Origin of the sequence: Micromonospora sp. CA-259024 (assembly GCF_050936255.1) — a bacterium.
In the GTDB taxonomy this organism is placed as follows: Bacteria; Actinomycetota; Actinomycetes; order Mycobacteriales; family Micromonosporaceae; genus Micromonospora.
Genome location: NZ_JBNJND010000001.1, coordinates 3,932,397 through 3,954,078 on the forward strand (window position 1 = coordinate 3,932,397; position 21,682 = coordinate 3,954,078).

At 72.2% G+C, this 21,682-nt stretch carries 25 protein-coding genes; 14 read left to right on the forward strand and 11 right to left on the reverse strand.

The window, feature by feature from the left end:
• Positions 1 to 4: 4 nt before the first annotated feature.
• The gene (gene dut, locus ACQEUX_RS17355) at positions 5 to 541 is read right to left on the reverse strand and encodes a dUTP diphosphatase (protein ID WP_433048454.1); all 537 of its coding nucleotides are present in this window, start codon (positions 539 to 541) and stop codon (positions 5 to 7) included.
• Positions 542 to 631: 90 nt separating this feature from the next.
• Between dut and ACQEUX_RS17360 the strand changes: the two genes are divergently transcribed.
• On the forward strand, positions 632 to 1,162 hold the full coding sequence (locus ACQEUX_RS17360; RefSeq protein ID WP_433049919.1) for a DUF3093 domain-containing protein: 531 nt from the start codon (positions 632 to 634) through the stop codon (positions 1,160 to 1,162).
• 18 nt (positions 1,163 to 1,180) lie between these two features.
• On the opposite strand, the gene ACQEUX_RS17365 is transcribed toward ACQEUX_RS17360, so the two are convergent.
• Together ACQEUX_RS17365 and ACQEUX_RS17370 are read right to left on the reverse strand one after the other, a co-directional pair.
• Entirely contained in the window at positions 1,181 to 2,008 is an 828-nt protein-coding gene (locus ACQEUX_RS17365; protein WP_433048457.1) for a hypothetical protein, read from the reverse strand.
• 120 nt (positions 2,009 to 2,128) lie between these two features.
• Positions 2,129 to 2,425, reverse strand: a complete 297-nt coding sequence (locus ACQEUX_RS17370) for a DUF4193 domain-containing protein (protein ID WP_007075406.1) — start codon at positions 2,423 to 2,425, stop codon at positions 2,129 to 2,131.
• 434 nt (positions 2,426 to 2,859) lie between these two features.
• On the opposite strand from ACQEUX_RS17370, the gene ACQEUX_RS17375 reads away from it, so the two are divergent.
• Positions 2,860 to 3,375, forward strand: coding sequence for a LytR C-terminal domain-containing protein (locus tag ACQEUX_RS17375; protein ID WP_433049922.1), 516 nt, complete (start codon positions 2,860 to 2,862; stop codon positions 3,373 to 3,375).
• A gap of 37 nt (positions 3,376 to 3,412) precedes the next feature.
• Here ACQEUX_RS17375 and ACQEUX_RS17380 read toward each other — a convergent pair whose 3' ends face one another.
• On the reverse strand, positions 3,413 to 4,234 hold the full coding sequence (locus tag ACQEUX_RS17380) for an inositol monophosphatase family protein (RefSeq protein ID WP_433049925.1): 822 nt from the start codon (positions 4,232 to 4,234) through the stop codon (positions 3,413 to 3,415).
• A gap of 289 nt (positions 4,235 to 4,523) precedes the next feature.
• On the opposite strand from ACQEUX_RS17380, the gene ACQEUX_RS17385 reads away from it, so the two are divergent.
• Positions 4,524 to 6,128, forward strand: coding sequence for an RNA polymerase sigma factor (locus ACQEUX_RS17385; protein ID WP_433048460.1), 1,605 nt, complete (start codon positions 4,524 to 4,526; stop codon positions 6,126 to 6,128).
• A gap of 245 nt (positions 6,129 to 6,373) precedes the next feature.
• A complete protein-coding gene (locus tag ACQEUX_RS17390) occupies positions 6,374 to 6,607 on the forward strand; it encodes a DUF7455 domain-containing protein (RefSeq protein WP_030337431.1) in 234 nt (77 codons plus the stop codon).
• A 466-nt stretch (positions 6,608 to 7,073) separates the two neighbouring features.
• Here ACQEUX_RS17390 and ACQEUX_RS17395 read toward each other — a convergent pair whose 3' ends face one another.
• From ACQEUX_RS17395 to ACQEUX_RS17405, 3 genes are all read right to left on the reverse strand, one after another.
• Positions 7,074 to 8,807, reverse strand: a complete 1,734-nt coding sequence (locus tag ACQEUX_RS17395; RefSeq protein ID WP_433048464.1) for a DEAD/DEAH box helicase — start codon at positions 8,805 to 8,807, stop codon at positions 7,074 to 7,076.
• Between the two features lie 178 nt (positions 8,808 to 8,985).
• Entirely contained in the window at positions 8,986 to 9,648 is a 663-nt protein-coding gene (locus ACQEUX_RS17400; protein ID WP_433048467.1) for a trimeric intracellular cation channel family protein, read from the reverse strand.
• A gap of 40 nt (positions 9,649 to 9,688) precedes the next feature.
• Entirely contained in the window at positions 9,689 to 9,907 is a 219-nt protein-coding gene (locus ACQEUX_RS17405; protein WP_007456912.1) for a DUF3039 domain-containing protein, read from the reverse strand.
• An 88-nt stretch (positions 9,908 to 9,995) separates the two neighbouring features.
• On the opposite strand from ACQEUX_RS17405, the gene ACQEUX_RS17410 reads away from it, so the two are divergent.
• Entirely contained in the window at positions 9,996 to 10,931 is a 936-nt protein-coding gene (locus ACQEUX_RS17410) for a pseudouridine-5'-phosphate glycosidase (protein ID WP_433048471.1), read from the forward strand.
• Positions 10,928 to 11,827 carry a carbohydrate kinase family protein gene (locus tag ACQEUX_RS17415; RefSeq protein ID WP_433048474.1) on the forward strand — a complete coding sequence of 300 codons (900 nt, stop codon included), beginning with the start codon at positions 10,928 to 10,930 and terminating at the stop codon, positions 11,825 to 11,827. The genes ACQEUX_RS17410 and ACQEUX_RS17415 overlap by 4 nt, the downstream gene beginning before the upstream one ends.
• A gap of 27 nt (positions 11,828 to 11,854) precedes the next feature.
• Here ACQEUX_RS17415 and ACQEUX_RS17420 read toward each other — a convergent pair whose 3' ends face one another.
• Complete coding sequence (locus tag ACQEUX_RS17420) at positions 11,855 to 12,214, reverse strand: DUF3099 domain-containing protein (protein WP_433048477.1); 360 nt, start codon at positions 12,212 to 12,214, stop codon at positions 11,855 to 11,857.
• Between the two features lie 104 nt (positions 12,215 to 12,318).
• On the opposite strand from ACQEUX_RS17420, the gene ACQEUX_RS17425 reads away from it, so the two are divergent.
• Together ACQEUX_RS17425 and ACQEUX_RS17430 are read left to right on the forward strand one after the other, a co-directional pair.
• The gene (locus tag ACQEUX_RS17425) at positions 12,319 to 12,606 is read left to right on the forward strand and encodes a hypothetical protein (protein WP_088946797.1); all 288 of its coding nucleotides are present in this window, start codon (positions 12,319 to 12,321) and stop codon (positions 12,604 to 12,606) included.
• Between the two features lie 13 nt (positions 12,607 to 12,619).
• Positions 12,620 to 12,931 carry a hypothetical protein gene (locus ACQEUX_RS17430; protein WP_074318058.1) on the forward strand — a complete coding sequence of 104 codons (312 nt, stop codon included), beginning with the start codon at positions 12,620 to 12,622 and terminating at the stop codon, positions 12,929 to 12,931.
• Between the two features lie 27 nt (positions 12,932 to 12,958).
• Here the strand turns inward: ACQEUX_RS17430 and ACQEUX_RS17435 are convergent, their stop codons facing one another.
• Positions 12,959 to 13,540: an HhH-GPD-type base excision DNA repair protein gene (locus tag ACQEUX_RS17435; protein WP_433048481.1), complete on the reverse strand. Its 582-nt coding sequence runs from the start codon at positions 13,538 to 13,540 to the stop codon at positions 12,959 to 12,961.
• Positions 13,541 to 13,643: 103 nt separating this feature from the next.
• On the opposite strand from ACQEUX_RS17435, the gene ACQEUX_RS17440 reads away from it, so the two are divergent.
• Together ACQEUX_RS17440 and dtd are read left to right on the forward strand one after the other, a co-directional pair.
• Entirely contained in the window at positions 13,644 to 15,128 is a 1,485-nt protein-coding gene (locus tag ACQEUX_RS17440) for a DUF7059 domain-containing protein (RefSeq protein ID WP_433048484.1), read from the forward strand.
• Complete coding sequence (gene dtd / locus ACQEUX_RS17445) at positions 15,128 to 15,550, forward strand: D-aminoacyl-tRNA deacylase (protein WP_433048487.1); 423 nt, start codon at positions 15,128 to 15,130, stop codon at positions 15,548 to 15,550. The genes ACQEUX_RS17440 and dtd overlap by 1 nt, the downstream gene beginning before the upstream one ends.
• Before the next feature lie 100 nt (positions 15,551 to 15,650).
• On the opposite strand, the gene ACQEUX_RS17450 is transcribed toward dtd, so the two are convergent.
• Positions 15,651 to 16,439 (reverse strand): sporulation protein, encoded by a 789-nt coding sequence (locus tag ACQEUX_RS17450; protein ID WP_433049929.1) that lies wholly within the window; start codon positions 16,437 to 16,439, stop codon positions 15,651 to 15,653.
• Positions 16,440 to 16,670: 231 nt separating this feature from the next.
• Here ACQEUX_RS17450 and sigB point away from each other — a divergent pair, with 231 nt between their 5' ends.
• The 4 genes from sigB to ACQEUX_RS17470 all read left to right on the forward strand — a co-directional run bounded on the left by sigB (position 16,671) and on the right by ACQEUX_RS17470 (position 19,096).
• On the forward strand, positions 16,671 to 17,687 hold the full coding sequence (gene sigB / locus ACQEUX_RS17455) for an RNA polymerase sigma factor SigB (protein ID WP_433048490.1): 1,017 nt from the start codon (positions 16,671 to 16,673) through the stop codon (positions 17,685 to 17,687).
• Positions 17,688 to 17,811: 124 nt separating this feature from the next.
• A complete protein-coding gene (locus ACQEUX_RS17460; protein ID WP_433048493.1) occupies positions 17,812 to 18,189 on the forward strand; it encodes an ArsR/SmtB family transcription factor in 378 nt (125 codons plus the stop codon).
• On the forward strand, positions 18,186 to 18,692 hold the full coding sequence (locus ACQEUX_RS17465) for an SRPBCC domain-containing protein (RefSeq protein ID WP_433048496.1): 507 nt from the start codon (positions 18,186 to 18,188) through the stop codon (positions 18,690 to 18,692). Before ACQEUX_RS17460 ends, ACQEUX_RS17465 begins: the two co-directional genes overlap by 4 nt.
• The gene (locus ACQEUX_RS17470; RefSeq protein WP_433048499.1) at positions 18,689 to 19,096 is read left to right on the forward strand and encodes a VOC family protein; all 408 of its coding nucleotides are present in this window, start codon (positions 18,689 to 18,691) and stop codon (positions 19,094 to 19,096) included. The genes ACQEUX_RS17465 and ACQEUX_RS17470 overlap by 4 nt, the downstream gene beginning before the upstream one ends.
• Positions 19,097 to 19,117: 21 nt before the next feature.
• On the opposite strand, the gene ACQEUX_RS17475 is transcribed toward ACQEUX_RS17470, so the two are convergent.
• The gene (locus tag ACQEUX_RS17475) at positions 19,118 to 21,673 is read right to left on the reverse strand and encodes a GNAT family N-acetyltransferase (RefSeq protein ID WP_433048502.1); all 2,556 of its coding nucleotides are present in this window, start codon (positions 21,671 to 21,673) and stop codon (positions 19,118 to 19,120) included.
• Between the last annotated feature and the right edge of the window lie 9 nt (positions 21,674 to 21,682).

Here is a 21,682-nt window from a genome sequence, read left to right on the forward strand (position 1 = left end):
ACACTCACCCTGCCACCTCTTCCGTCCGCCCGCGGCCCGGCTCGTCTGGCCGCTGCTCGACCCGGTCCTGGCCCGCCGGCGACGGCACCAGCCCGGCGTGCCCACCGGTGGACCCGTGCCCACCGGTCCCGCGCCGGGACGCGGGCAGCTCGGCCACCGGTTCGAACCGCGCCCGTGCGACCCGCTGGACCACGAGTTGCGCGATCCGGTCGCCGCGGGAGATCTTCGCCGGCACATCCCGATCATGGTTGATCAGGTTGACCAGGATCTCACCCCGGTAGCCGGCGTCGACCGTACCGGGCGCGTTGAGCACCGTCACGCCGAGCCTGGCGGCCAGACCGGAGCGGGGGTGGACCAGGCCCACGTACCCCTCCGGCAGGGCGATGGCGACGCCGGTGGGCACCAGGGCGCGGCCACCGGGTGGCAGCTCCACGTCGGCGGCCGCCACCAGGTCGGCCCCGGCGTCGCCGGGGTGGGCGTACGTGGGCAGCGGCAGCTCGGAGTCGAGCAGCTGTACGGGCACGGGTACGACGTCGGTCACGGGTCCCCTCTCCTGTCCGGTTCTCGGGGTGACCCTGCCATCCTGCCGGTTCGCCGAGCCGCCGTGCGCCGTACCCTCGCAGGAGTGAGCATGTCGCCCTCCCCGTCCGCCGATCAGCCGCCGGTCGCCGCCCGCACGGCGTACGCCGAACGGCTGGATCTTCCGTGGTGGCTGTGGCTGGTCGCGCTGCTGGCCGCCGCGCTGCTGGCCGCCGAGATCTGGATGGGCGCCTCCGGCGTCCGCGCCTGGCTGCCGTTCGCGGTGCTGCTGCCGCTCACCGCGGTCGGGTTGTGGTGGCTGGGCCGGGTCCGGGTCGCGGTCACCGACTCCGAGCTGCTGGTGGACGACGCCCGCCTGCCGGTGCGCTTCGTGGCCGACGTGGTGCCACTGGACGTGGCCGGTCGCCGTGAGGTGCTCGGGGTTGGTGCGGACCCGCTCGCCTTCGTGGTGCAGCGACCGTGGGTCAGCGGCGCCGTGCAGGTGGTGCTCGACGATCCGGCCGATCCGACCCCGTTCTGGGTGGTGAGCACGCGACACCCGGTCGAGCTGGCCGACGCGGTGCTGACCGCGCGGGACGCCATCCGCCCGCGCGTCGACCGGGCGGCCGGCGACCCGGCCTGATCGCGCCGTGGGCGGCCGTCAGGTGCCGGTCGGCGGGCCCGGCAGGGCCTGCGGCGGCGCGGGCCGGGCGATGCCCCGTCTGCGCAGGTCGACCTGAAGCTGGCCGGCCATCTGCTGCGTGGCCCGGCGGTTGAGGAAGCTGGCCACCGCCGCGCCGGTCAGGAACGGGCCGAGCGTGGTGAGGTTGCGGCCGAAACGCCGCAGCAGCATGTCGCGCAGTTCCTTGCGGGCGGCGGTGCCGAGCACCGCGCCCACCCCCACGCCGGGCACCATCGGGTTGACCCCGCGCTGGGTGGCCCAGGAGTGCACCAGGGCGACCGCCCGTTGGCTGCTGCCGCTCGGCAGCGCCACACCGTGGAGCTCGTGCAGCTCACCGACCAGCTTCAGCTCCACCGCCACCACGGCGACGGTCTCGGCGGCGAGCAGTACCGGAGCGGAGAGCAGGGTCGGGGCGACCGTCCACTCGACGGCGGCGACTCCTCCGCCGGCCGCGCCGATCGCGGCGGTGGTCCGGGACGCGTTGCGGATCAGCCTGTCGGCCAGGGCGTCGTCGTCCAGGCCGGGGAAGTGCCGGCGCAGGGTGTCCCGGTCCCGCACAGGTACGTGCGGGGCGATCTCCGCGACGGTGTCGACCATCCAGCGCACGGCGGCGCGGGGTTTGAACAGGTCGGAGATGCCCCGGGCACGGGCCTGACCAACCATGCGGGTCAGCAGTTGACGGCGTCGGGCCGGCGCGATGTCGTCCGCGGTCAACGCCGCGACGGTGGCGCCGAGGTCATCCGTGCCACCCTCGGTGGCACCGAGTTTGTCCGTGCCGCCCTCGGTGGTGCCGCCTCGATCGCTCATGGCTCGGACCTCCCGGTGCTGTGGCTACCCGCTACGAGTCAAGCAGGTACCCACCGCTGCCGCATGCCTACACCGGCAGCGGCGGCCCCGTTCAGGGAGCCGCCGCCGGTGTCGTGAATGTCAGACGCACTCGCGGCAGATCAGCTCGCCGTTACGCTCGACTGCCAGCTGGCTACGGTGGTGGACCAGGAAGCAGCGGGCGCACCGGAACTCGTCCTGCTGCATCGGAAGCACCTTGACCGTGAGCTCCTCGTCGGCCAGATCGGCACCGGGCAGCTCAAAGCTCTCGGCCACCTCGGCCTCGTCGACGTCCACCGCGCCCGACTGTGAGTCGACGCGCCGTGCCTTGAGCTCTTCCAGGCTGTCCTCGCCGAGGTCGACCTCGTCGCGACGCGGGGCGTCGTAGTCGGTGGCCATCGGTTGTCACTCTCCCATATCGATGTTGTCGCTTCCGGTTGTAACGCCGGACGACGCTGTTTCGGTTCCGCTGGCCGGCCACCACTTGTGTCGGGCACCCGACCCGAGGACCGAACGGGTCGAGCTCGCTGGGGCGACTCCCCTGCGAGCGCGGAACCTTACCCCCCCTTGGGCGAGGCATGTATACCGCCCTTGCGGCTGAGATGTACGCCCCCGCACGCGAAGTTGTTCCCAATGTGATTCAGGCGACACGAAGATAGGGGTAGTAGTACCCGGTTCGCGGTCGGCGCGCCGGCATGTCGGGCTGTTTCCACGCGACGGCCGGACAACCGTTAACCTCAGCGGCGTATTCGACGGCCGGCGGCCAGTCCGATCGTTGCCGGCCGCCGCCACCCACCTGATGTCCCGGGAGCGCCCAGATGAGTTTTGCGCGAGTGCGAGCACTCGTCGTCGTCGGCCTGCTGGGGGTGCTGGCCCTGGCATTCGTGGTCACCGCGATCGTCCGGGACAGCCAGGGGAAGGCAGGCACGGCCGAGGGCTGCCCGGACGGTTGGCCGCTGGCCGACGTGACCCTGCACGAGCCCAAGGACGTCAAGATCAATGTGTTGAACGCGACCGACGAGCCCGGCCGGGCCGGCAGCGTCGCGGACGACTTCCGCAACCGCAAGTTCCAGGTCAAGAAGGTCGGCAACGCCCCCAAGGGGATCGACGACGTGGCGGTCCTGCGGTACGGCCCGAAGGGTGTCGGCTCCGCGCACCTGCTGCAGGCGTACTTCCTCAACAACGCCGTGCCGGGCTACGACGAGAAGCGCACCGACGACGTCGTGGACGTGGTGTTGGGCAACGGCTTCCAGCAGCTCGCCACCACGACCGAGGTCAACCAGTCCCTCGGTGACATCGGCGCGCCACGGGCACCCAAGGGCTCCTGCCCGTCCCCGGTCGCCAAGTGACGGCGTAGCCGGTCCGCCCCACCGCCGGGTCGACCGGTCAGGGGCCGCCGGCGGCGTCCAGCGCGGCCAGCCGGTCGTGCAGTGGCGCGAAGAGCGCGGGCGGGGCCGCGACCACCAGGTCCGGCCCCGGCGGCCCACCGGCCAGGCCGGCGACCCGCACACCCGCCTCGGCGGCCACCAGCCCGCCGGCCGCCAGGTCCCAGGCGGCGAGACCCTTCTCGAAGTACGCGTCGAGCCGGCCCTCCGCGACCAGGCAGAGGTCCAGCGCGGCCGCGCCGAGCCGGCGGATGTCCCGTACGTGTGCGATCAGCCCCGCCACCACCTGCGCCTGGTGCGCGCGGCGGGCCGCGTCGTAGCCGAAGCCCGTGCCGACCAGCGCCTGCCCCAGGTCGGCCTCGCCGGAGCAGCGCAGCCGGATTCCGTCGCGCCAGGCGCCACCGCCGGCCGTGGCGGTCCACTCCTCGCCGGTGCTCACGTTGCGCACCACGCCGGCGACCACCACCCCGTCCACCTCCGCGGCCAGCGACACCGCGCTGTACGGCAGCCCGTACAGGTAGTTGACGGTGCCGTCGATGGGGTCGACGATCCAGCGCACGCCGCCCGACGCGACCGGCCCGGTGTCCACCGTGCCGTACTCCTCGCCGAGCACCGCGTCGTCGGGCCGTACCCGCTTCAGCGCGTCGAGCACCTGCCGCTCGACCGCCCGGTCGGCCGCGGTGACCACGTCGGTGACCGTGCTCTTGGTCGCCGCCACCGACACGCCCTCGACACGCATCCGATACGCGGTGGCGGCCGCGTCGCGGGTAACGTCGAGGGCGATCGCCAAAAGTTCCAGTGGTGACGGCGCCGAACGGTCCATCCCAACGTCCCCTTCCCGCGCGACCGGGGTGTTCCGGGTCACGCGCGAGTATCATCCTTACAAAGTCCACATCAGCGCCGAATCGGCGGTCCCACCGCCGTTACGCAGTGCGGCGCAGGATGATCGCCGCAGACGGCGTTACAATTCACCCCTGCCCACGCGCCACGGACCGCCGACCCCCGGCCGGTCCGCGACACGAGGGTCCCTCAACCACATCGCCCGGCCCGGTTGCCCCACGCTGTGCCGGACGACCCGGCCGTGCCCGCTCTTCGCCTCCGGAAGGTCATTCGTGACAGAACCCCGCCAGACCGGCGCCGACGTTCGCTCGCTCACCGACACCCTGATCGCCCACGCGCAGAGCGCCGGTGGTCAGCTCACGTCGGCCCAGCTCGCGCGCACCGTCGAGTCCGCCGAGGTGACTCCGGCCCAGGCCAAGAAGATCCTGCGGGCGCTCTCCGAGGCGGGAGTGACCGTAGTGGTGGACGGCTCGGCGAGCACTCGCCGCCGTGTCGCCGCCGCCCGCTCGACCACGCCGGCGTCCCGGGCCACCACCGCCAAGACCACCAAGAAGGCCGCCGCGCCGGCCCCGAAGCAGGCGCCCGCATCCGACGACGCGCCGTCGACGCCCGCTCCTCGGAAGGTGGCCGCGGCCAAGGCCACCGGCAGCACCGCCGCGGCGGCGACGCCCGCGAAGGCAACCCGGTCGACCCGGGCCACCAAGGCGACGGTTGCCGCCGCTGCCGGCGCCAAGCCGACCAAGGCCACCGGCAAGGCCAAGGGCGAGGGCGCCGAGGGCGAGATCGACCCGGAGGAGCTGGCCGCCGCGATCGAGGACGTGGTGGTCGAGGAGCCGGCCGAGCTGGCCCAGGCCGCCGAGACCGACGCCGCCGCCTCGGCGACCGACAACGACTTCGAGTGGGACGACGAGGAGTCCGAGGCCCTCAAGCAGGCCCGGCGGGACGCCGAGCTGACCGCCTCCGCCGACTCGGTCCGCGCGTACCTGAAGCAGATCGGCAAGGTTCCGCTGCTCAACGCCGAGCAGGAGGTGGAGCTGGCCAAGCGGATCGAGGCCGGGCTGTACGCCGCCGAGCGGCTGCGTGCGGCCGACGAGGGCGAGGAGAAGCTCGTCCGGGAGATGGTCCGTGACCTGGGCTGGATCTCCCGTGACGGCGAGCGGGCCAAGAACCACCTCCTGGAGGCGAACCTCCGACTGGTGGTGTCGCTGGCCAAGCGGTACACGGGGCGCGGCATGGCCTTCCTCGACCTGATCCAGGAGGGCAACCTCGGCCTGATCCGCGCGGTGGAGAAGTTCGACTACACCAAGGGCTACAAGTTCTCCACGTACGCCACCTGGTGGATCCGCCAGGCGATCACCCGCGCGATGGCCGACCAGGCCCGCACCATCCGCATCCCGGTGCACATGGTCGAGGTCATCAACAAGCTTGGCCGCATACAGCGCGAGCTGCTCCAGGATCTGGGCCGCGAGCCCACTCCGGAGGAGCTGGCCAAGGAGATGGACATCACACCGGAGAAGGTGCTGGAGATCCAGCAGTACGCCCGGGAGCCCATCTCTCTGGACCAGACCATCGGTGACGAGGGCGACAGCCAGCTCGGTGACTTCATCGAGGATTCCGAAGCCGTGGTCGCGGTCGACGCGGTCTCGTTCTCGCTCCTGCAGGACCAGCTCCAGCAGGTGCTGCAGACGCTCTCCGAGCGTGAGGCGGGTGTGGTACGCCTGCGCTTCGGCCTGACCGACGGCCAGCCGCGGACGCTGGACGAGATCGGCCAGGTCTACGGGGTGACCCGGGAGCGGATCCGGCAGATCGAGTCCAAGACGATGTCCAAGCTGCGTCACCCGTCCCGGTCGCAGGTCCTCCGGGATTACCTGGACTGAGCGGGTTTCGTCAACCGAACGTGTCGTTTTGACCACCTGGTGTGCAACACCAGATGGTGATCGTCCGGATGCACGAATGTGATCGTTGACGTGGCACCCTGGATGCACGGCACACTGTCCCTGCCAGGTGTGACCTCGGTCCCCCGCGGGCACACAGGGAAGGCAGTGCCGAGCAAGGGTGTTGCACGATAGGTGAGCAACGACCGAAGAGATTGTTCATCGGTGACGACCAGAGGAGGAAGGCGATGACCCCGACCCTCACGCCGCCGCCCGAGACGGTGGCGCCCCCAGCCGCCGATGAACGGTGCGACCGCTGCAATGCTGCCGGGAAGCTCCGGATCACTCTGGCGGGTGGGAGCGAGCTGGTGTTCTGCGGGCACCACGCGAACAAGTACGCGGAGGATCTCGTGAAGATCACCGAGCGGTTCGCAACGGAGCCCGATTTCAGCTGGCGTGGCGCCGATCTGATGGCGAACTAAATCCGCAAACCGACATAGCCGGCCGGAGGCACCCCGAGGGTGTCTCCGGCCGGCTTTTCTCTGCCCGATACCCGCGCCGCGCGCCCCGTGCCATGCGCCCCGCAGAGGGCATCCGCGGCGTCCTGGGCAGGCAATCTCCGGTGCCGCCCAGGACACACCCCCGTGAACCACTCGGTTTCGCTGAAGTCGGGCCTTCCACCTCGCTCGGACACCGCAGTTTGGAAGAAGCCGAGTGGATCACGCCGCAAGCGCGGACGCAGGTCACCCCAAGCACGGGCACGCCACCCCAAGCGCGGACGCAGGTCACCCGAGGCGCAGCGCCGCCCGGCCCGGTCAGCGCCGCTTGGTCCGAGCCGCTTGGTCCGAGCCCACGTGCGTCGGATGGTGCCGTTTGAGGTGGGCGGGCCCAGAGGGCTGCGTTGTGACGATGCTTTCCGCACGCTGCTCGCCGGTGGGGTGGGCGGGTCTAGAGGGTCTGCACGGTGGCGATGCGTTCCTCGAGCTGCTCGATGGTGGCCTGGGCGCTCGGAGGGCCACCGCAGAGTCGGCGCAACTCGGCGTGGATCTTGCCGTGTGGCTGGCCGGTGCGGTGGTGTCGGGCGGCCACCAGAGCGTTCAGTTGGCGCCTGAGTGCCACTCGACGCTGAGCGGCACTCATGGGTGCGGGTGGCGCCACGGTGGGCGCACCGGCCGGCTGAGCGGCCCGCTCGGCGGTACGGCGGCGCTGGGCGGCGAGTTGTTCGGCCTGCCGCTTCGTCAGGAGCAGGGAGACCTGGTCGGCGGTGAGCAGGCCGGGCAGGCCGAGGTATTCCTCTTCCTCGGGGGTGCCCGCCTGGGCCGCGGTGCCGAACGACGCCCCGTCGAAGATCACCTGATCCAGCTCGGCGGTGGCCGAGAGCGCGGCGAACCGCTTCTCCAACTCTCCGCTGGCCTGATCGTCGCGCTGCGCCCGTTCCAGCAGGTCGTCGTCGAAACCGTCGGATTCCTTGGGTTTGCCGAGCACGTGGTCCCGCTCGGTCTCCATCTCGCTGGCCAGCCCGAGCAGGTGCGGCACGCTGGGCAGGAAGACCGACGCGGTCTCCCCGGGCCGGCGGGCCCGCACGAACCGGCCGATCGCCTGGGCGAAGTAGAGCGGCGTGCTGGCGCTGGTGGCGTAGACCCCGACCGCGAGTCGCGGGATGTCGACCCCCTCGGACACCATCCGCACCGCGACCAGCCACCGCTGGTCGGACGCCGCGAACGTCGCGATCCGGGCGGACGCGCCCAGGTCGTCGGAGAGCACCACGGTGGCCTTCTCGCCGGTCACCTGCTCGATCAGCTTCGCGTACGAGCGGGCGGTCTGCTGGTCGGTGGCGATGATCAGACCACCGGCATCGGCCATACCCGCGTTCCGCAGCACGGTGAGTCGGGCGTCGGCGGCCCGCAGCACCTGCGGCATCCAGTCCCCGGCCGGGTCCAGGGCGGTGCGCCACGCCTGCGCCACCAGATCCTGGGTCATCGGCTCGCCCAGGCGGGCGGCCAACTCCTCCCCCGCGTTGGTCCGCCAGCGGGTCTCCCCGGAGTACGCCAGGAAGAGCACGGGCCGGACCACCCCGTCGCGCAGCGCGTCGGAGTAGCCGTACACCGAGTCGGCGCGGGAGCGCAGCAGCCCGTCTCCGCCCCGCTCGTAGCTGACGAACGGGATCGGGTTGTCATCGGAGCGGAACGGTGTCCCGGTGAGCATCAGCCGGCGTACGGCGGGCTCGAAGGCGGCCTTGACCCCGTCACCCCAGGACCGGGAGTCGCCGGCGTGGTGGATCTCGTCGAGGATGACCAGGGTGCGTCGCGTCATGGTGCGTCGCCGGTGCACCTGGGGGGCCATCCCCACCTGGGCGTAGGTGACCACCGCGCCGTGGAAGTCGGCCGCGGAGTGCACGTCGGCGTTGCGGAACGCGGCGTCGAGCTGAATACCCACCCGGGCGGCGGCCTCGGCCCACTGGTTCTTCAGGTGTTCGGTCGGGGCGACCACGGTGACCGCCTCCACGGTGCCGTCACCGAGCAGCTCGGCCGCGATCCGCAGGGCGAAGGTGGTCTTGCCGGCGCCGGGCGTGGCGACCGCGGTGAAGTCCTCGGTACGCCGGCGCAGGTACTCCACCAGGGCCTTGCGCTGCCAGGCACGTAGTGCCGGGAACGTCTCGAGCACCGGCGTCCGGGCTGCCACGCGAAGCTCCTCTCCGACCGCACGACGGCGGACCCCGGGCGAGGGCCACGAGTACCGCCGCCCATGAAAACGCCTCCGCGCAGAAGCTGCCGCGAAGGCCGACTCAGCATAACCAGCGCGGGCCCCACGGCCCAGGCGACGCCACGCTGGTCACATCAACCACCCCGTCCGGGCGGTCTCACCACTCCCGGTCGGTGCGCGGATCCGCCCCACCGGTACGCGGCGGGCGCAGCGTCGCCACCGGGGCGGACCAGCGCCGACGCAAAGCGATCAGGCGCAGCCCGAAGACCAGGACAGCGGCGGCGGTGAGCGGCACGGGCCCGGTCTGCCCGGTGACGTACAGCAGCGCCACCATGACCGAGCCGGCCAACGCCGCCAGCGCGTAGATCTCCCGGCGTAGCACGACGGGGATCTCGGCGGTGAGCAGATCCCGGCCGAGGCCGCCGCCGATCGCGGTGAGCATGCCGATCAGGCAGGCGCCGACCGCCGGCACCCGGGCGTCGAGCGCCTTGAGCGTGCCGGTCACGGTGAACAGCGCCAGGCCCGCCGCGTCCAGCACCAGGACGGTGGTGCGCAGTCGGGCCAGTTGTGGGTGCAGCCAGAAGACGGCGAGTGCGGTGATCGCGGCCGTGGCCGCGTACCGCCAGTCCGCGAACGCCAGCGGCGGCACCTCGTCGATGACCAGGTCCCGGAAGATCCCACCGCCGAGAGCAGCCACGAAGCCGACAAACGCGACACCGAACAGGTCCAGCCGCTTGGCCACCGCCGCCGACGCCCCGGATGCGGCGAACACCGCGACCCCGAGCAGGTCAGCGAGGAGCAGGGCGGTGGAGGTGGTCACCGCCGCAGGCTACGTCGCTGGCCGGGACCCCGGCCGAGGTTCACTCGCGGTACGAGTCGTAGATCTCCTTGCACTTCGGGCAGACCGGCGAACCCGGCTTGGCCGCCTTGGTGACCGGGAAGGTCTCGCCGCAGAGCGCGACGACGAAGGTGCCCATGACGGCACTCTCGGCGATCTTCTCCTTGCGGACGTAGTGGAACATCTCGGGACCGGTGTCGGCGTCCTTCAGCTCCGGACGCTCGAGAACCTCTGTGCTCACGTGTGCACCTCCAACGGTCAAGTTTGGCAGGTCATCACGGCCGGGTCCACTTGAGGCCGACCGAGGCCCCACCCCGTACCGTGCCCGTGTGACTGACTTTCGCATCAGCTACGGCACCGAGGTCGCCGAAGCCCTGCGCGACGGCCGGCCCGTCGTCGCCCTGGAGAGCACCATCGTCTCGCACGGCCTGCCCCGGCCGGAGAACCTGCGGGTGGCCAGGGAGATCGAGCAGGCGGTCCGGGGCGCCGGGGCCGTCCCGGCGACGATCGGGATGATCGGCGGCGAGCTGGTGGTCGGCCTGGACGACGCACAGCTGACCCGGCTCGCCACCGTCGACGGAGTGACCAAGCTCTCCGTGCGCGACCTCGCCGTGGCGGCGGCGACCGGCGCCGACGGCGCGACCACGGTGGCCGCGACCAGCGCGGTGGCCGCCGCTGCCGGGATCGGGGTGTTCGCCACGGGCGGGCTGGGCGGGGTGCACCGGGAGGCCACGCACACCTTCGACGAGTCGGCGGACCTGATCACCCTCGCCCAGACCCCGATCGCGGTGGTCTGCGCCGGGGTCAAGTCGATCCTCGACGTGGGCGCGACGCTGGAGCGCCTGGAGACCCTCGGGGTCGCCGTGCTCGGTTACCGCACCCGCCGCTTCCCCGGCTTCTACCTCACCGACGCCGGCTTCGACCTGGACTGGTCGGTGGACTCGCCCGAGCAGGTCGCCGCCGTGCTCGCCGCGAGGGACGAGCACGCCCTGCACACCGGCGGGCTGCTCGTCGCCAACCCGCTGCCGGTCGACGAGCAGCTCGACCCGGATCTGCACGACCGGACGCTCGCCGACGGCCTGGCCCTGCTGGAGCGGGACGGGATCACCGGGAAGGCCGTCACCCCGTACCTGCTCGCGCACTTCCACTCGGCCACCGAGGGCGCGAGCCTGGCGGTGAACGTCCGGATCATCCTGCGCAACGCCGACCTGGCCGCGCGGATCGCGGTCGCCGCGGCGGCCCGCACCACCGCCGCCCCGGCATGACCCGACCGGCCCGGGTGGTCGTCGTCGGAGACGTGATCACCGATGTGGTCGCCGTGCTGTCCGGGCCGCTCGCGGCCGGCTCGGACACCGGGGCCGAGATCAGTCTCGGCGGCGGTGGTCAGGCGGCCAACACCGCCGCCTGGATCGCCGCGCAGCGGGTGGACGTCACGCTCGTCGGCGCCGTCGGTGACGACGACGCGGGGCGGGTCCGGGTGGCCGAGCTCGAGCGGGCAGGTGTCGACTGCGCGGTCGAGCGGATCGAGGGCGTCCCGACCGGAACGGTGATCGTGTTGGCCACCGACGGCGAGCGCACCATGGTCAGCCAGCGGGGCGCGAACCTGCGGCTGGGCGCCGCGCACGTCGAGCGGGCCCTCGCGGCGGTGCCCGACGCTGGGCATCTCCACCTGTCCGCGTACACCCTGTTGGACGCCGGGTCGCGCGGCGCGGGGCTGCGGGCGTTGGCCGCCGCCCGCGAGCGCGGGCTCACCACCAGCGTCGACGCGGCCTCCGCGGCGCCGCTGCGGCGGGTGGGCGCAGCGGCCTTCCTGAGTTGGGTACGCGACGTCGACCTGCTGCTGGTCAACGCGGACGAGGCCACGGCGCTGGCCGGCGGGCTGGACCCGGCGGCGCAGGGGCGGGCGCTGTCGGCGACGGCCCGGCGGGTCGTGGTCAAGCGCGGCGCGGCGGGCGCGGTCTGGGTCGACCGCACCTCGGTGGTCTGCGCGGATTCGGACCGCCGGGTGGCGGTGGTGGACGTCACGGGGGCGGGCGACGCCTTCGCGGCCGGCCTGCTCACCGCCTGGCTCGCCGGTGCCACCCCGACCGCGGCGCTGAGCCGCGCCACCGACCTGGGGGCACTGGCCGTCTCCACCGTCGGCGCACGGCCACAGTCGTGACCGGTCGAACCCTGGCCCGTTCGCGGGTCAGGGTTCGACGTCGATGACCTTGTGCGGCCGCTCCTCGGCGGCGAGGCTCATCGGCGGGGTGTCGTCCTGCTGGCGGGAGTGGAACCGGTTGGCCAGCCGGTGCTGCTCCTTCGGCGGCCGGTCGTTCGCCAGCAGCACGGCCAGCCAGGGGATGAGCACCATGCCGAGGCCGCACAGCGGCAGCCAGAGCCAGAGCAGTGGGGCGTTCACACCGACCAGGATCGCGCCGACGATGATGCACGCCACCCGGATGCCCATCATCAGGACATAACGGCGCTGGCGGCTGGTGAGCTGATCGTCCTGGCTGCGCGAGGCGTCGGTGATCAGAATCGGCTGGTACGCCTGACGCTTCACCATGGACCTCCTCGAGGGGAATACGCCTCATCCTGTCACCGCACGACCGTGATCAGCGAAATTCGACTCATCCCGGTGCGTGTTACGTCCGTGGTACGCTCCGGGACGTGGGCAGCAGGTTCAGCTTCACCGACGAGGCGTTGGCCAACCTGAGGGTCTACGACGTCACGCCCGGGGAAGTCTGGGAGGCGCTGCACAGCGCTCGCCGGGTCATCCGCCACCTGGGTGACGACGTGATGGTGGTCTACGCCGCCGCCCGTCGGGGCCGCCGACTGGCGGTGCTGCTCGCCGAGGCCGATGGCACCGACAACGACTGGGACATCCTCTCCGCTCGCGAGCTGAGCGACGCCGAGTCCAAGCGCTACGACGAGGCCGTGCGGAGATCTCGCCGATGAGGAGGCCGTGACGATGCACCGTAACGACGCGACCAAGCAGTTCCACAGCGGCGACGACCGGATCGCCGAGCTGATCGATGAGAGCCCGGCGGTGGATCTCCCCACCCCCGACACCGACGTGCCGATGGTGAGCCGATCAGTCCGGCTGCCGCTGGAGACCTACGAGCGGGTGCGGGCCGCCGCCGACGCCCGGGGCATCGGGGTCACCACCCTGATGCGTCAGTGGATCGAGGCCGGCCTGGCCGACCTGGACGACTCCGCGACGGTCTCGCTGGCCGACGTCCGGCGCGCGCTGGCCTCGCTGGCGCACCCCACCGCCGCCTGAGCGGCAGCCCTCACCGGGTCGGTCGCGTCAGCCGCCGGTGGTCTTCGCCTTGGCTGCCGCCTTCATCTGCTGCTTGAACTCCCGCACCCGACGCAGCGAATCGGCGTCGGTGACGTCGGCCACCGACCGGTACGCGCCCGGGTCGCCGTAGTCTCCGGCCGCCTTCCGCCAGTCCTGCGGGGTCACCCCGAACCGCTTGCCGAGCAGGGCCACGAAGATCTGTGCCTTCTGCTTGCCGAAGCCGGGCAGCGCGGAGACCCGGCGCAGCAGCTCCGGCCCGTCGGCGACCTCGGCCCAGAGCAGCGCCGCGTCACCGTCGTAGCGCTCCACCAGCACCTGGCAGACCTCCTGCACCCGGGCCGCCATGGCCTTCGGAAACCGGTGCAGCGCGGGCGGCTGGGCGAAGAGCGCGACCAGGGCCTCCGGGTCGTACCCGGCCAGCTCCGCCGCGTCCAGGTCATGGCCGAGCCGCTGCGCCAGCACGTACGGCGACGAGAACGCCTTCTCCATCGGCACCTGCTGGTCGAGGACCATGCCGAGGAGCAGGGCCAGCGGGCTGCGTTCCAGCAGCTGGTTGGCCTCCGGGTCGATGGGCAGCACAAGCGTCATGCGGACATCCTGCCTGGCGTGCCGACCCGGGCGGACACCGACGCTCCGACGTCTTGCGGCGGGTGGTGCCGCCCCGGGGCGTGACGGGAGGCAGGATGGCGGCGTGGACGAACACGACATGCTGCTCTCCCCCGCCGGCATCGACGCGCTGCGAGCCGCGCTGACCCGGACCGGGTTCACCAGCAACGGCATCGCCGAGAGGCTGGGCGCGCAGGCCACCGCCGCGGTCGCCCGCAACGACTATCGGGCCGCGTTACGCGCCACCGAGGACGGCGATCCGCTCGGCACCCTGATCCGGGTGTTCATCTGCGACCAGATTGAGCCGGAGGCGGCGGTGGCCGCCGCGCTGGCGCCGCTGAGTCTGGAGGAGGCGCTGGCCGGCGGGCTGGTCGAGCGGTCCGGCGACGGCCTGCGCGCCGGCGTCGACCTGGAGCCGTACGGCGACGACTGGTGGGTGCTCGCCGACGTCTCGGCCAGCGCGCGGCCGGGCCGACCGTTGCATGCCGAGCACGTCCTCGGCATCGGCGGGGCCACCCAGACACTGATCAACGCGACCATGCGCCGGCCGGTCGACACCGCGCTGGACGTCGGCACCGGCTCCGGCGTCCAGGCCCTGCACCTGGCCACCCACGCCAGGTCCGTGACCGCCACCGACCTCTCCGACCGGGCGCTGCGCTTCGCCGCGACCACCGCCGCCCTCAACGGCCAGGACTGGGAGTTGCTGCGCGGCGACCTGGTCGCGCCGGTGGCCGGCCGGCGGTTCGACCTGGTGGTGAGCAACCCGCCGTTCGTGGTCGGCCCGGGCACCACCACGCACGTCTACCGCGACTCCGGCAGGGTCGGTGACGCGATCGGCGCCGAACTGGCAGCCGCCGCCCCCGGCCTGCTCACCGAGGGCGGCACCATGCAGTACCTGGCGAACTGGGTGCACGTCGCCGGTGAGGAGTGGGACGAGCGGGTGGCCGGCTGGTTCGCCGGGACCGGCCTGGACGCCTGGGTGATCCAGCGCGAGGTGGCCGACCCGATGGCGTACGTCGACCTGTGGCTCACCGACGTCGGCGAGACCGCCGACCCGCAGCGGATGGCCGCCTGGCTGGACTGGTTCGACGCGCACAAGGTGGAGGGGATCGGCTTCGGCATCGTGTCGCTGCGCCGGGGTGGACACGCCGACCCGGTGGTTCGCGTGGAGGATCTGCGCCAGCGGGTGCAGCCGCCGCTGGGCGACCAGATCGCCGCCTGGTTCGACCGACAGGACTTCCTACGGGTACGCGACACCGATGGGCTGCTGGCCGAGCGCTACCGGGCTGCCGAGGGCCTTCAGCTGCGGCAGGAGGCCACCATGGGCGAGGAGGGCTGGGCGGTGGACCGGCAGGTCCTCGCGATGCCGCACGGCCTGCGCTGGACCGAGGAGATCGACCCGCTGGTGCTGGCGCTGGTCGGTGGCGCCGACGGCCGGCTGCCGCTGCGCGACCAACTCGCCCTGCTCGCCGCGGCACACGACGTGGAGCCCGACGAGATGGCGGAGGCAGCGGGCCCGATCGTGGCGCACCTGGTGGAGCGCGGCTTCATCGAGCCGGTGACCGCCTGATGCGGGCGGTGGTGCAGACCGTCGGGCGGGCCAGCGTGACAGTGGACGACGAGGTGGTCGGTGCGATCGAGGACGGACTGCTGGTGCTGCTCGGGGTGACCCACACCGACACCCCGGAGACCGCTCGGACGATGGCCCGCAAGGTGCACGAGCTGCGCATCCTGGACGACGAGCGGTCCGCCGCCGACACCGGTGCGCCGATCCTGGTGGTCAGCCAGTTCACCCTCTACGGCGACGCCCGCAAGGGCCGCCGTCCGAGCTGGACCGCCGCCGCCCCGGCCGAGGTGGCCGAGCCGCTGGTGACGGCGGTCGTCGAGACCCTGCGCGAGCGGGGCGCCAAGGTCGAGACGGGTCGCTTCCGCGCCCACATGCTGGTCGAGAGCGTCAACATCGGCCCCCGCACCCTCCTCCTAGACCTCTAGCCCCACCCCACCCCGCCTTTGCAGAGTTGATCAAGAGGTTCGCGTCAGAATTCGCCGTTGGCGTGACGGAAACCTCTTGATCAGCGGAGGAATCCGGGGGTTAGGAGAAGAGGCCTCGGCGGGACAGGGACTGGCGGAGCCAGTTGTCGAGTTCGGTGGACCAGTCGGTGCGCTCGGCGGTGGCGTGGTCGACCGTGAACCGGCCGAAGGCGTCCCGCCCCTCGGTGAAGACACCGCCACGCTTGTCGACCTCCAGCACGACCTGCATCTGCCGCGCATCGGCGATGAAGGTGACCTCCAACTGGTTGATCGAGCGGGCGTACTGCGGTGCCGGGCTGAACTCGATCTCCTGGTAGAACGGCAACGTCTGCCGTACGCCGTAGATGTGACCACGCTCCACATCGGCGCGCGCGAACCGGAAGCCCAGTCGCAGTAACGCGTCCAGCAGTCGCTCCTGCGCCGGCAGCGGGTGCACCGACACGGCGTCCAGGTCACCCTTGTCGACCGCGCGGGCGACCTCCAACTCGGTACGCAGGCCCATCGTCATGCCGTGCAGGTGCTGCCCGTACAGCTCGGTGACCGGTGTCTCCCACGGCACGTCGAAGCGGAACGGGATGTCGTAGCGCTGCCCTGGCTCAAGGCGGAACGCGCCGGTGACCTGCTGGCGGTGGAACTCCTGGGTGGTGTCGTAGTTGTTGTCGCCGCTCTCCACCTCGACCCGGGTGACCAGGCCGAGCGTCACGTGGTCGATGTCGACCTGGTGGTCACCGCCAACCACCTGGATGCGGCCCTCCAGCTGGCCGCCCGGGCGGCTGTTCGGGTTGGCCAGCGCCGTCTCCACCGACGGGCCGCCAACCCCCATCGCCTTCATGAGCCGCTTGAAGACCACACCGTCCCCCATCTCATGTCCCCGCCGACCCGGGTGGTCGACCGTCCGCAACGTAGCCGGGGCGGGCAACCACACATCGGGACGACACACCGCACCAGCGATCCGATCCAATTCCTGTCGGGTGCCCGATCGCCTCACTCCCGTTTTACGCCCCGCCCGCCAAGCTGTGTCTCACACCGGCACCACCGGGCCGGAGACACGGCACAGACGTGGACACGGGGAGAGACAGAGATGGTCCTGCAGATGACGGAACACCGGACGCGCCCGGCCACCACGACCGACACCGACGGGGCCCCCGAGGTCCTCGCCGATCTGGACGCCACCGACGAGCGCGGCATCTCCACTGACCTGGTCCGGGCGTACCTCAACGGGATCGGCCGGACGAAGCTGCTGACGGCGGCGCAGGAGGTCGACCTGGCCCGGCGGATCGAGGCCGGCCTGTTCGCCGACGAGAAGCTGGCCACCTGCACCCCGGTCTCCCCGGAGCTGCGAACCGACCTGGAGCTGATCGTCGCGGAGGGCCGGGCGGCCAAGGACCACCTGTTGGAGGCGAACCTGCGGCTGGTGGTCAGCATCGCCAAGCGCTACACCGGCCGCGGGATGGCCTTTCTCGACCTGATCCAGGAGGGCAACCTCGGCCTGATCCGCGCGGTGGAGAAGTTCGACTATGCCAAGGGCTACAAGTTCTCCACGTACGCCACCTGGTGGATCCGCCAGGCGATCACCCGCGCGATGGCCGACCAGGCCCGCACCATCCGCATCCCGGTGCACATGGTCGAGCAGGTCAACCGGATGGTGCGGGCCCGCCGCGAGCTGGCGGTGACGCTGGGCCGCGAACCCACGGTCGCCGAGGTCGCCCGCGCACTGGAGATCCCCGAGATTCAGGTCATCGAGCTGATCTCCTACGACCGGGAGCCGGTCAGCCTGGACCAGGCCGTCGGCGACGACGGCGAGAGCGCGCTCGGCGACTTCGTGGCCGCCGTGGACCCGCGCACCGAGCCGGGCGACGCGGCCGCGCAGGGTGAGCTGCGCAACGAGGTCAGCATCGTGCTGGCCACCCTGTCCCAGCGGGAGCAGGCGGTCATCCGGCTCCGGTTCGGTCTGGACGACGGCCGGCAGCGCACTCTGGACGAGGTCGGTCGGGAGTTCGGCCTGTCCCGGGAGCGGATCCGGCAGATCGAGAAGGTGACGCTGCTGAAGCTGCGCGCCCCGGAGCGAGCCCAGCGCCTGGAGGCGTACGCCTGCTGACGCACCCGGTTCCCATGGAAGGCCCCGGCGGTTCGCCGGGGCCTTCCATGCTGTCGAGGTGATTGACGGTGACACCCACCCCGCGATATAACCATCTAGTTATTGAACTAGGAGGTTATAAGCGGTGGGTGCGGAGCTGTTGGATGCGACCTTCGCGGCGCTGGCCGACCCGACCCGGCGGGCCATCCTCGCCCGACTGGCCGTCGGTGAGGCGACCGTGACCGAGCTGGCAGAGCCCTTCGAGATGAGTCAGCCGGCCATCTCCAAGCACCTCAAGGTGCTGGAACGCGCGGGCCTCGTCAGCCGAGGGCGGGACGCCCAGCGCCGGCCGTGCCGGTTGGAGGCCCGCCCACTGCGGGAGGCGACGGCCTGGCTCGCCAACTACCGCGACTACTGGGCGGAGAGCTACCAGCGCCTGGACGACCTGCTCGACGAGCTCCAGGCCGTCAAGCAGACCGACGCCGAGCGCCCGGGCGCCCGACCGGACGGCACGGTCGGATGACCGGCGCCGACGACCCGATCGTCGTGCACACCCCGGGCGACCGGGAGATCGTGTTGAGTCGGCTGTTCGAGGCACCAGCACAGCTGGTGTTCGCCGCTTTCACCCGACCCGAGCTGCTGGTCCGGTGGTACGGCGCGCGCGGCTGGCGGCTGGCCCAGTGCGACGTCGACCTGCGGGTGGGCGGGCGGTGGCGGTTCGTGTCACTGGGCCCGGACGGCGCCCGGATGGTCCAGACCGGGGTCTACCGGCGGATCGAGCCACCGCACCGGCTGACCTGCACCGAACTCTTCGATGACCAGTCCTACCCGGGCGAGACTCTGGTCAGCCACGACTTCACCGAGCTGGCCGGACGGACGACGGTCACCACCACGCTGCGCTACGCCACCCCCGAGGGGCGGGACACCGTGCTGCGTTACCCGATGACCAGGGGCGTCGGGCAGAGCTTCACCCGGCTCGCCGAACTGCTGACCACCACAACGACGATGCGAGGAGAACAACCATGAACTGGACGCTGGAAGTGGTGATCGTGCCGGTCTCCGATGTGGACCAGGCGAAGACGTTCTACGCCGACCAGCTCGGATTCGCGGTGGACCACGACACGGTGATCAGCGACGAGGCGCGCATCGTCCAGCTGACCCCACCCGGCTCCGGCTGCTCGATCGTGATCGGCAGGGGCGTCGTCCCGGACATGCCGCCGGGCTCGCTCAAAGGCCTGCAACTGGTGGTGCCCGACCTGAAGCGGGCTCGCAAGGAACTGGTCGAACGTGGTGTGGAGGTCAGCGAGATCCAGGTGGTGGGGCAGAACCCTCGGCCGGTGCCGGACCCGCTGGACAACGTCGGCTTCGTCTTCTTCACCGACCCGGACGGCAACTCGTGGGGCGTCCAGCAGATCTCCAGCCGCGCCTGACCGGCACCACGCAGAGGGCACCTACAGGCGACGGGGGCCGGTGTCCGGCCGGGCCGCCACACCGCCGACCCGTACCTGGGCGTGCAGGACCGAGATGCCGTCCGGCCGGGCGAGCACCGGGTTGAGGGTCAGCGACCGCACCCGGGGCTGTTCGTCGGCGAGCTGACCCACCCGCAGCAGCAGGTCGGCGAGGGCCGACCGATCGACCGGTGCGGCGCCCCGGTGCCCGCGCAGCAGCGGCGCCGCCCGGGGCTCGTCGACCAGCTCGGCGGCATCCCGGTCGGTCAGCGGCACCGCCCGCCAGGCCCGATCGCCGAGCAACTCGGTGGCGACCCCGCCGAGACCGAAGCCGACGACCGGCCCGAACGCCGGATCTTCCACCACCTCCACCACGCAGGCCACCCCGGGTGGGACCATCGGCTGGACCAGTGCGTCCGTGCCGAAGGTCGCCGCCAGCTCGGCGTACGCGCGGCGGAGGGTCGGCTCGTCGGGCAGGTCGAGCCGGACCGCACCGAGGTCGAGCCGGTGCCGCAGCCCGGGGGCGGCCGCCTTGAGCGCCACCGGGAAGCCCAGCAGCGCCGCCGCTTCGACCGCCGCGCCGGCCGAGTCGACGGGCACCGACGCCACCACCTCGATGCCGTACGCGGCCAGCAGCGCGTTCGGGTCGCTGGCCTCGGTGCGGAGCGCGACGTGCGCGGCGGCCTGATCGATGCCGGGCAACTCGGGTGCCACCCCGGGCGGGCGGCGAAGCCACTCGGCGTACCGGTGCACCCGGGCGAGCGCCCGGACGGCCTCCTCCACACCGCCGTACGCGGGCACCCCCGGCGGCAGCCGCCCGACCAGGAACGTCGCCACGGTCGGCTTGCCCAGTGCGAGAGCCGCCGGTAGCGCGGCGGTCACATCGGCGTCCACCTCGGTCAGTTGGCCGGGCAGCGGCGGGGCGAAGACCACCACCAGCGCGTCCACCCGGTCGTCGCCGGCCGTCTCCGCGAGGGCGGCGGCGAACTCGGCGGCACCGGCGCTCGGCCCGACGTCGCGGGGGTAACCGTCAGCCACGGTGAGGCCCTGCCCGACGCAGGCGGTGGCGGCCAGCCCGGTCAGCGCCGACGAGTTGCCGACCACACCGACCCGGCCGCCGACCGGCAGCGGCTGGTTGGCCAGCAGAACACCCACGTCGAGCAGCTCCGGCACGGTGTCCACCCGGATCACCCCGGACTGGGCGAAGAGCGCGGCCACCGCCGCCTCGTCCGGCCCGGCGGTGTCACCCACCCCGAGCGGGCGGGCCGGTGAGGCGAGCGCGACGACGGGCTTGGCGCGGCCGATCCGCCGGGCCAGCCGGGCGAACTTGCGCGGATTGCCGAAGGTCTCCAGGTACAACATGATCACGTCGGTGCCGGGGTCGTCCTGCCAGTACTGCAGGAGGTCGTTGCCGGAGACGTCCGCCCGGTTGCCGGCCGAGACGAAGCTGGACAACCCGAGGCCACGCCGGTCCGCCTCGGCGAGCAGCGCTACCCCGAACGCACCGGACTGACTGAAGATGCCGACCCGGCCGGCCGGTGGGAGCGCCGGGGCGAGGGTGGCGTTGAGGCGTACCGTCGGGTCGGTGTTGGCCACGCCCAGGCAGTTCGGGCCGACCACCCGCATCCCGGCGGCGTGCGCCGCGCGGACCAACGCCCGCTGCGTGGCCGCGCCCTCGGCGCCGGCCTCGGCGAAGCCGGCCGAGATGACCACCAGGCCGTGCACTCCCGCGGCGGCGGCATCGGCGACCACCGCGGTCGCCGCCTCCGGTGGGACCGCCACCACCGCCAGGTCCACCGGCGTCCGCGCGTCGGCCGCCGACGGGTACGCGGGCAGGCCCGCCACTGTCGACGCGCTCGGATGCACCGGCACCACCGCACCGGTGAAACCGCCGTCGCGCAGGTGCCCGAGCACCGCCGCGCCGACGCCCTGGCCGGTGGCGCTGGCGCCGTACACGACGATGCCGCGCGGGGCGAGGAGCCGGGCGATCGAGCGGGCCTCGGTGCGGTGCTCCCGGCCGCGCTGCACCTCCAACGTGGCCTCGGTGGGCGCGATCGGGAAACTCAGGTGCACCACACCGTCGGCGTACTCGCGCTGGACCTGGTAGCCGAAGTCGGCGAAGACCCGCAGCATCGTCCCGTTGGCGGGCAGCACCTCGGCGACGAAGCTCATGATGCCGTTGCGACGGGCGGCGTCGGCCAGGTGCTCCATCAGCACCGAGCCAATGCCCCGACCCTGGTAGGCGTCCTCCACCACGAAGGCGACCTCCGCCTCCGGGGCCTGCGGGCCGAGCCGCTCGTACCGGCCCACCGCGACGATCCGGTCGGCGGCCAGCACCACGAACGCCTCCCGGTCATGGTGGTCGACCGTGACGAACCGGATCAGATCCCGTTCCGGGATGCGCGGATACGGCGAGAAGTACCGCAGATAGCGGGTGCGCTCGGAGAACCGGCTGTGCATCGCCACGATGCCCGGCGCGTCGGCCGGGTCGATCGGTCGCAACTGGACGGTGCTGCCGTCGCTGAGCAGCACGTCCACCGGTTGGTCCACCGTCGTCACCGGTGCGGC

What these genes read in the sequence shown, in the direction of transcription:
- dtd (WP_433048487.1), top strand. Translation starts at nt 15,128, where the DNA reads ATGCGGGCGGTGGTGCAGACCGTCGGGCGGGCCAGCGTGACAGTGGAC.
- ACQEUX_RS17415 (WP_433048474.1), top strand. Translation starts at nt 10,928, where the DNA reads ATGACCCGACCGGCCCGGGTGGTCGTCGTCGGAGACGTGATCACCGAT.
- sigB (WP_433048490.1), top strand. Translation starts at nt 16,671, where the DNA reads ATGGTCCTGCAGATGACGGAACACCGGACGCGCCCGGCCACCACGACC.
- ACQEUX_RS17420 (WP_433048477.1), bottom strand. Translation starts at nt 12,214, where the DNA reads ATGGTGAAGCGTCAGGCGTACCAGCCGATTCTGATCACCGACGCCTCG.
- ACQEUX_RS17365 (WP_433048457.1), bottom strand. Translation starts at nt 2,008, where the DNA reads ATGAGCGATCGAGGCGGCACCACCGAGGGCGGCACGGACAAACTCGGT.
- ACQEUX_RS17435 (WP_433048481.1), bottom strand. Translation starts at nt 13,540, where the DNA reads ATGACGCTTGTGCTGCCCATCGACCCGGAGGCCAACCAGCTGCTGGAA.
- ACQEUX_RS17465 (WP_433048496.1), top strand. Translation starts at nt 18,186, where the DNA reads ATGACCGGCGCCGACGACCCGATCGTCGTGCACACCCCGGGCGACCGG.
- ACQEUX_RS17430 (WP_074318058.1), top strand. Translation starts at nt 12,620, where the DNA reads ATGCACCGTAACGACGCGACCAAGCAGTTCCACAGCGGCGACGACCGG.
- ACQEUX_RS17360 (WP_433049919.1), top strand. Translation starts at nt 632, where the DNA reads ATGTCGCCCTCCCCGTCCGCCGATCAGCCGCCGGTCGCCGCCCGCACG.
- ACQEUX_RS17390 (WP_030337431.1), top strand. Translation starts at nt 6,374, where the DNA reads ATGACCCCGACCCTCACGCCGCCGCCCGAGACGGTGGCGCCCCCAGCC.
- ACQEUX_RS17380 (WP_433049925.1), bottom strand. Translation starts at nt 4,234, where the DNA reads ATGGACCGTTCGGCGCCGTCACCACTGGAACTTTTGGCGATCGCCCTC.
- ACQEUX_RS17470 (WP_433048499.1), top strand. Translation starts at nt 18,689, where the DNA reads ATGAACTGGACGCTGGAAGTGGTGATCGTGCCGGTCTCCGATGTGGAC.
- ACQEUX_RS17370 (WP_007075406.1), bottom strand. Translation starts at nt 2,425, where the DNA reads ATGGCCACCGACTACGACGCCCCGCGTCGCGACGAGGTCGACCTCGGC.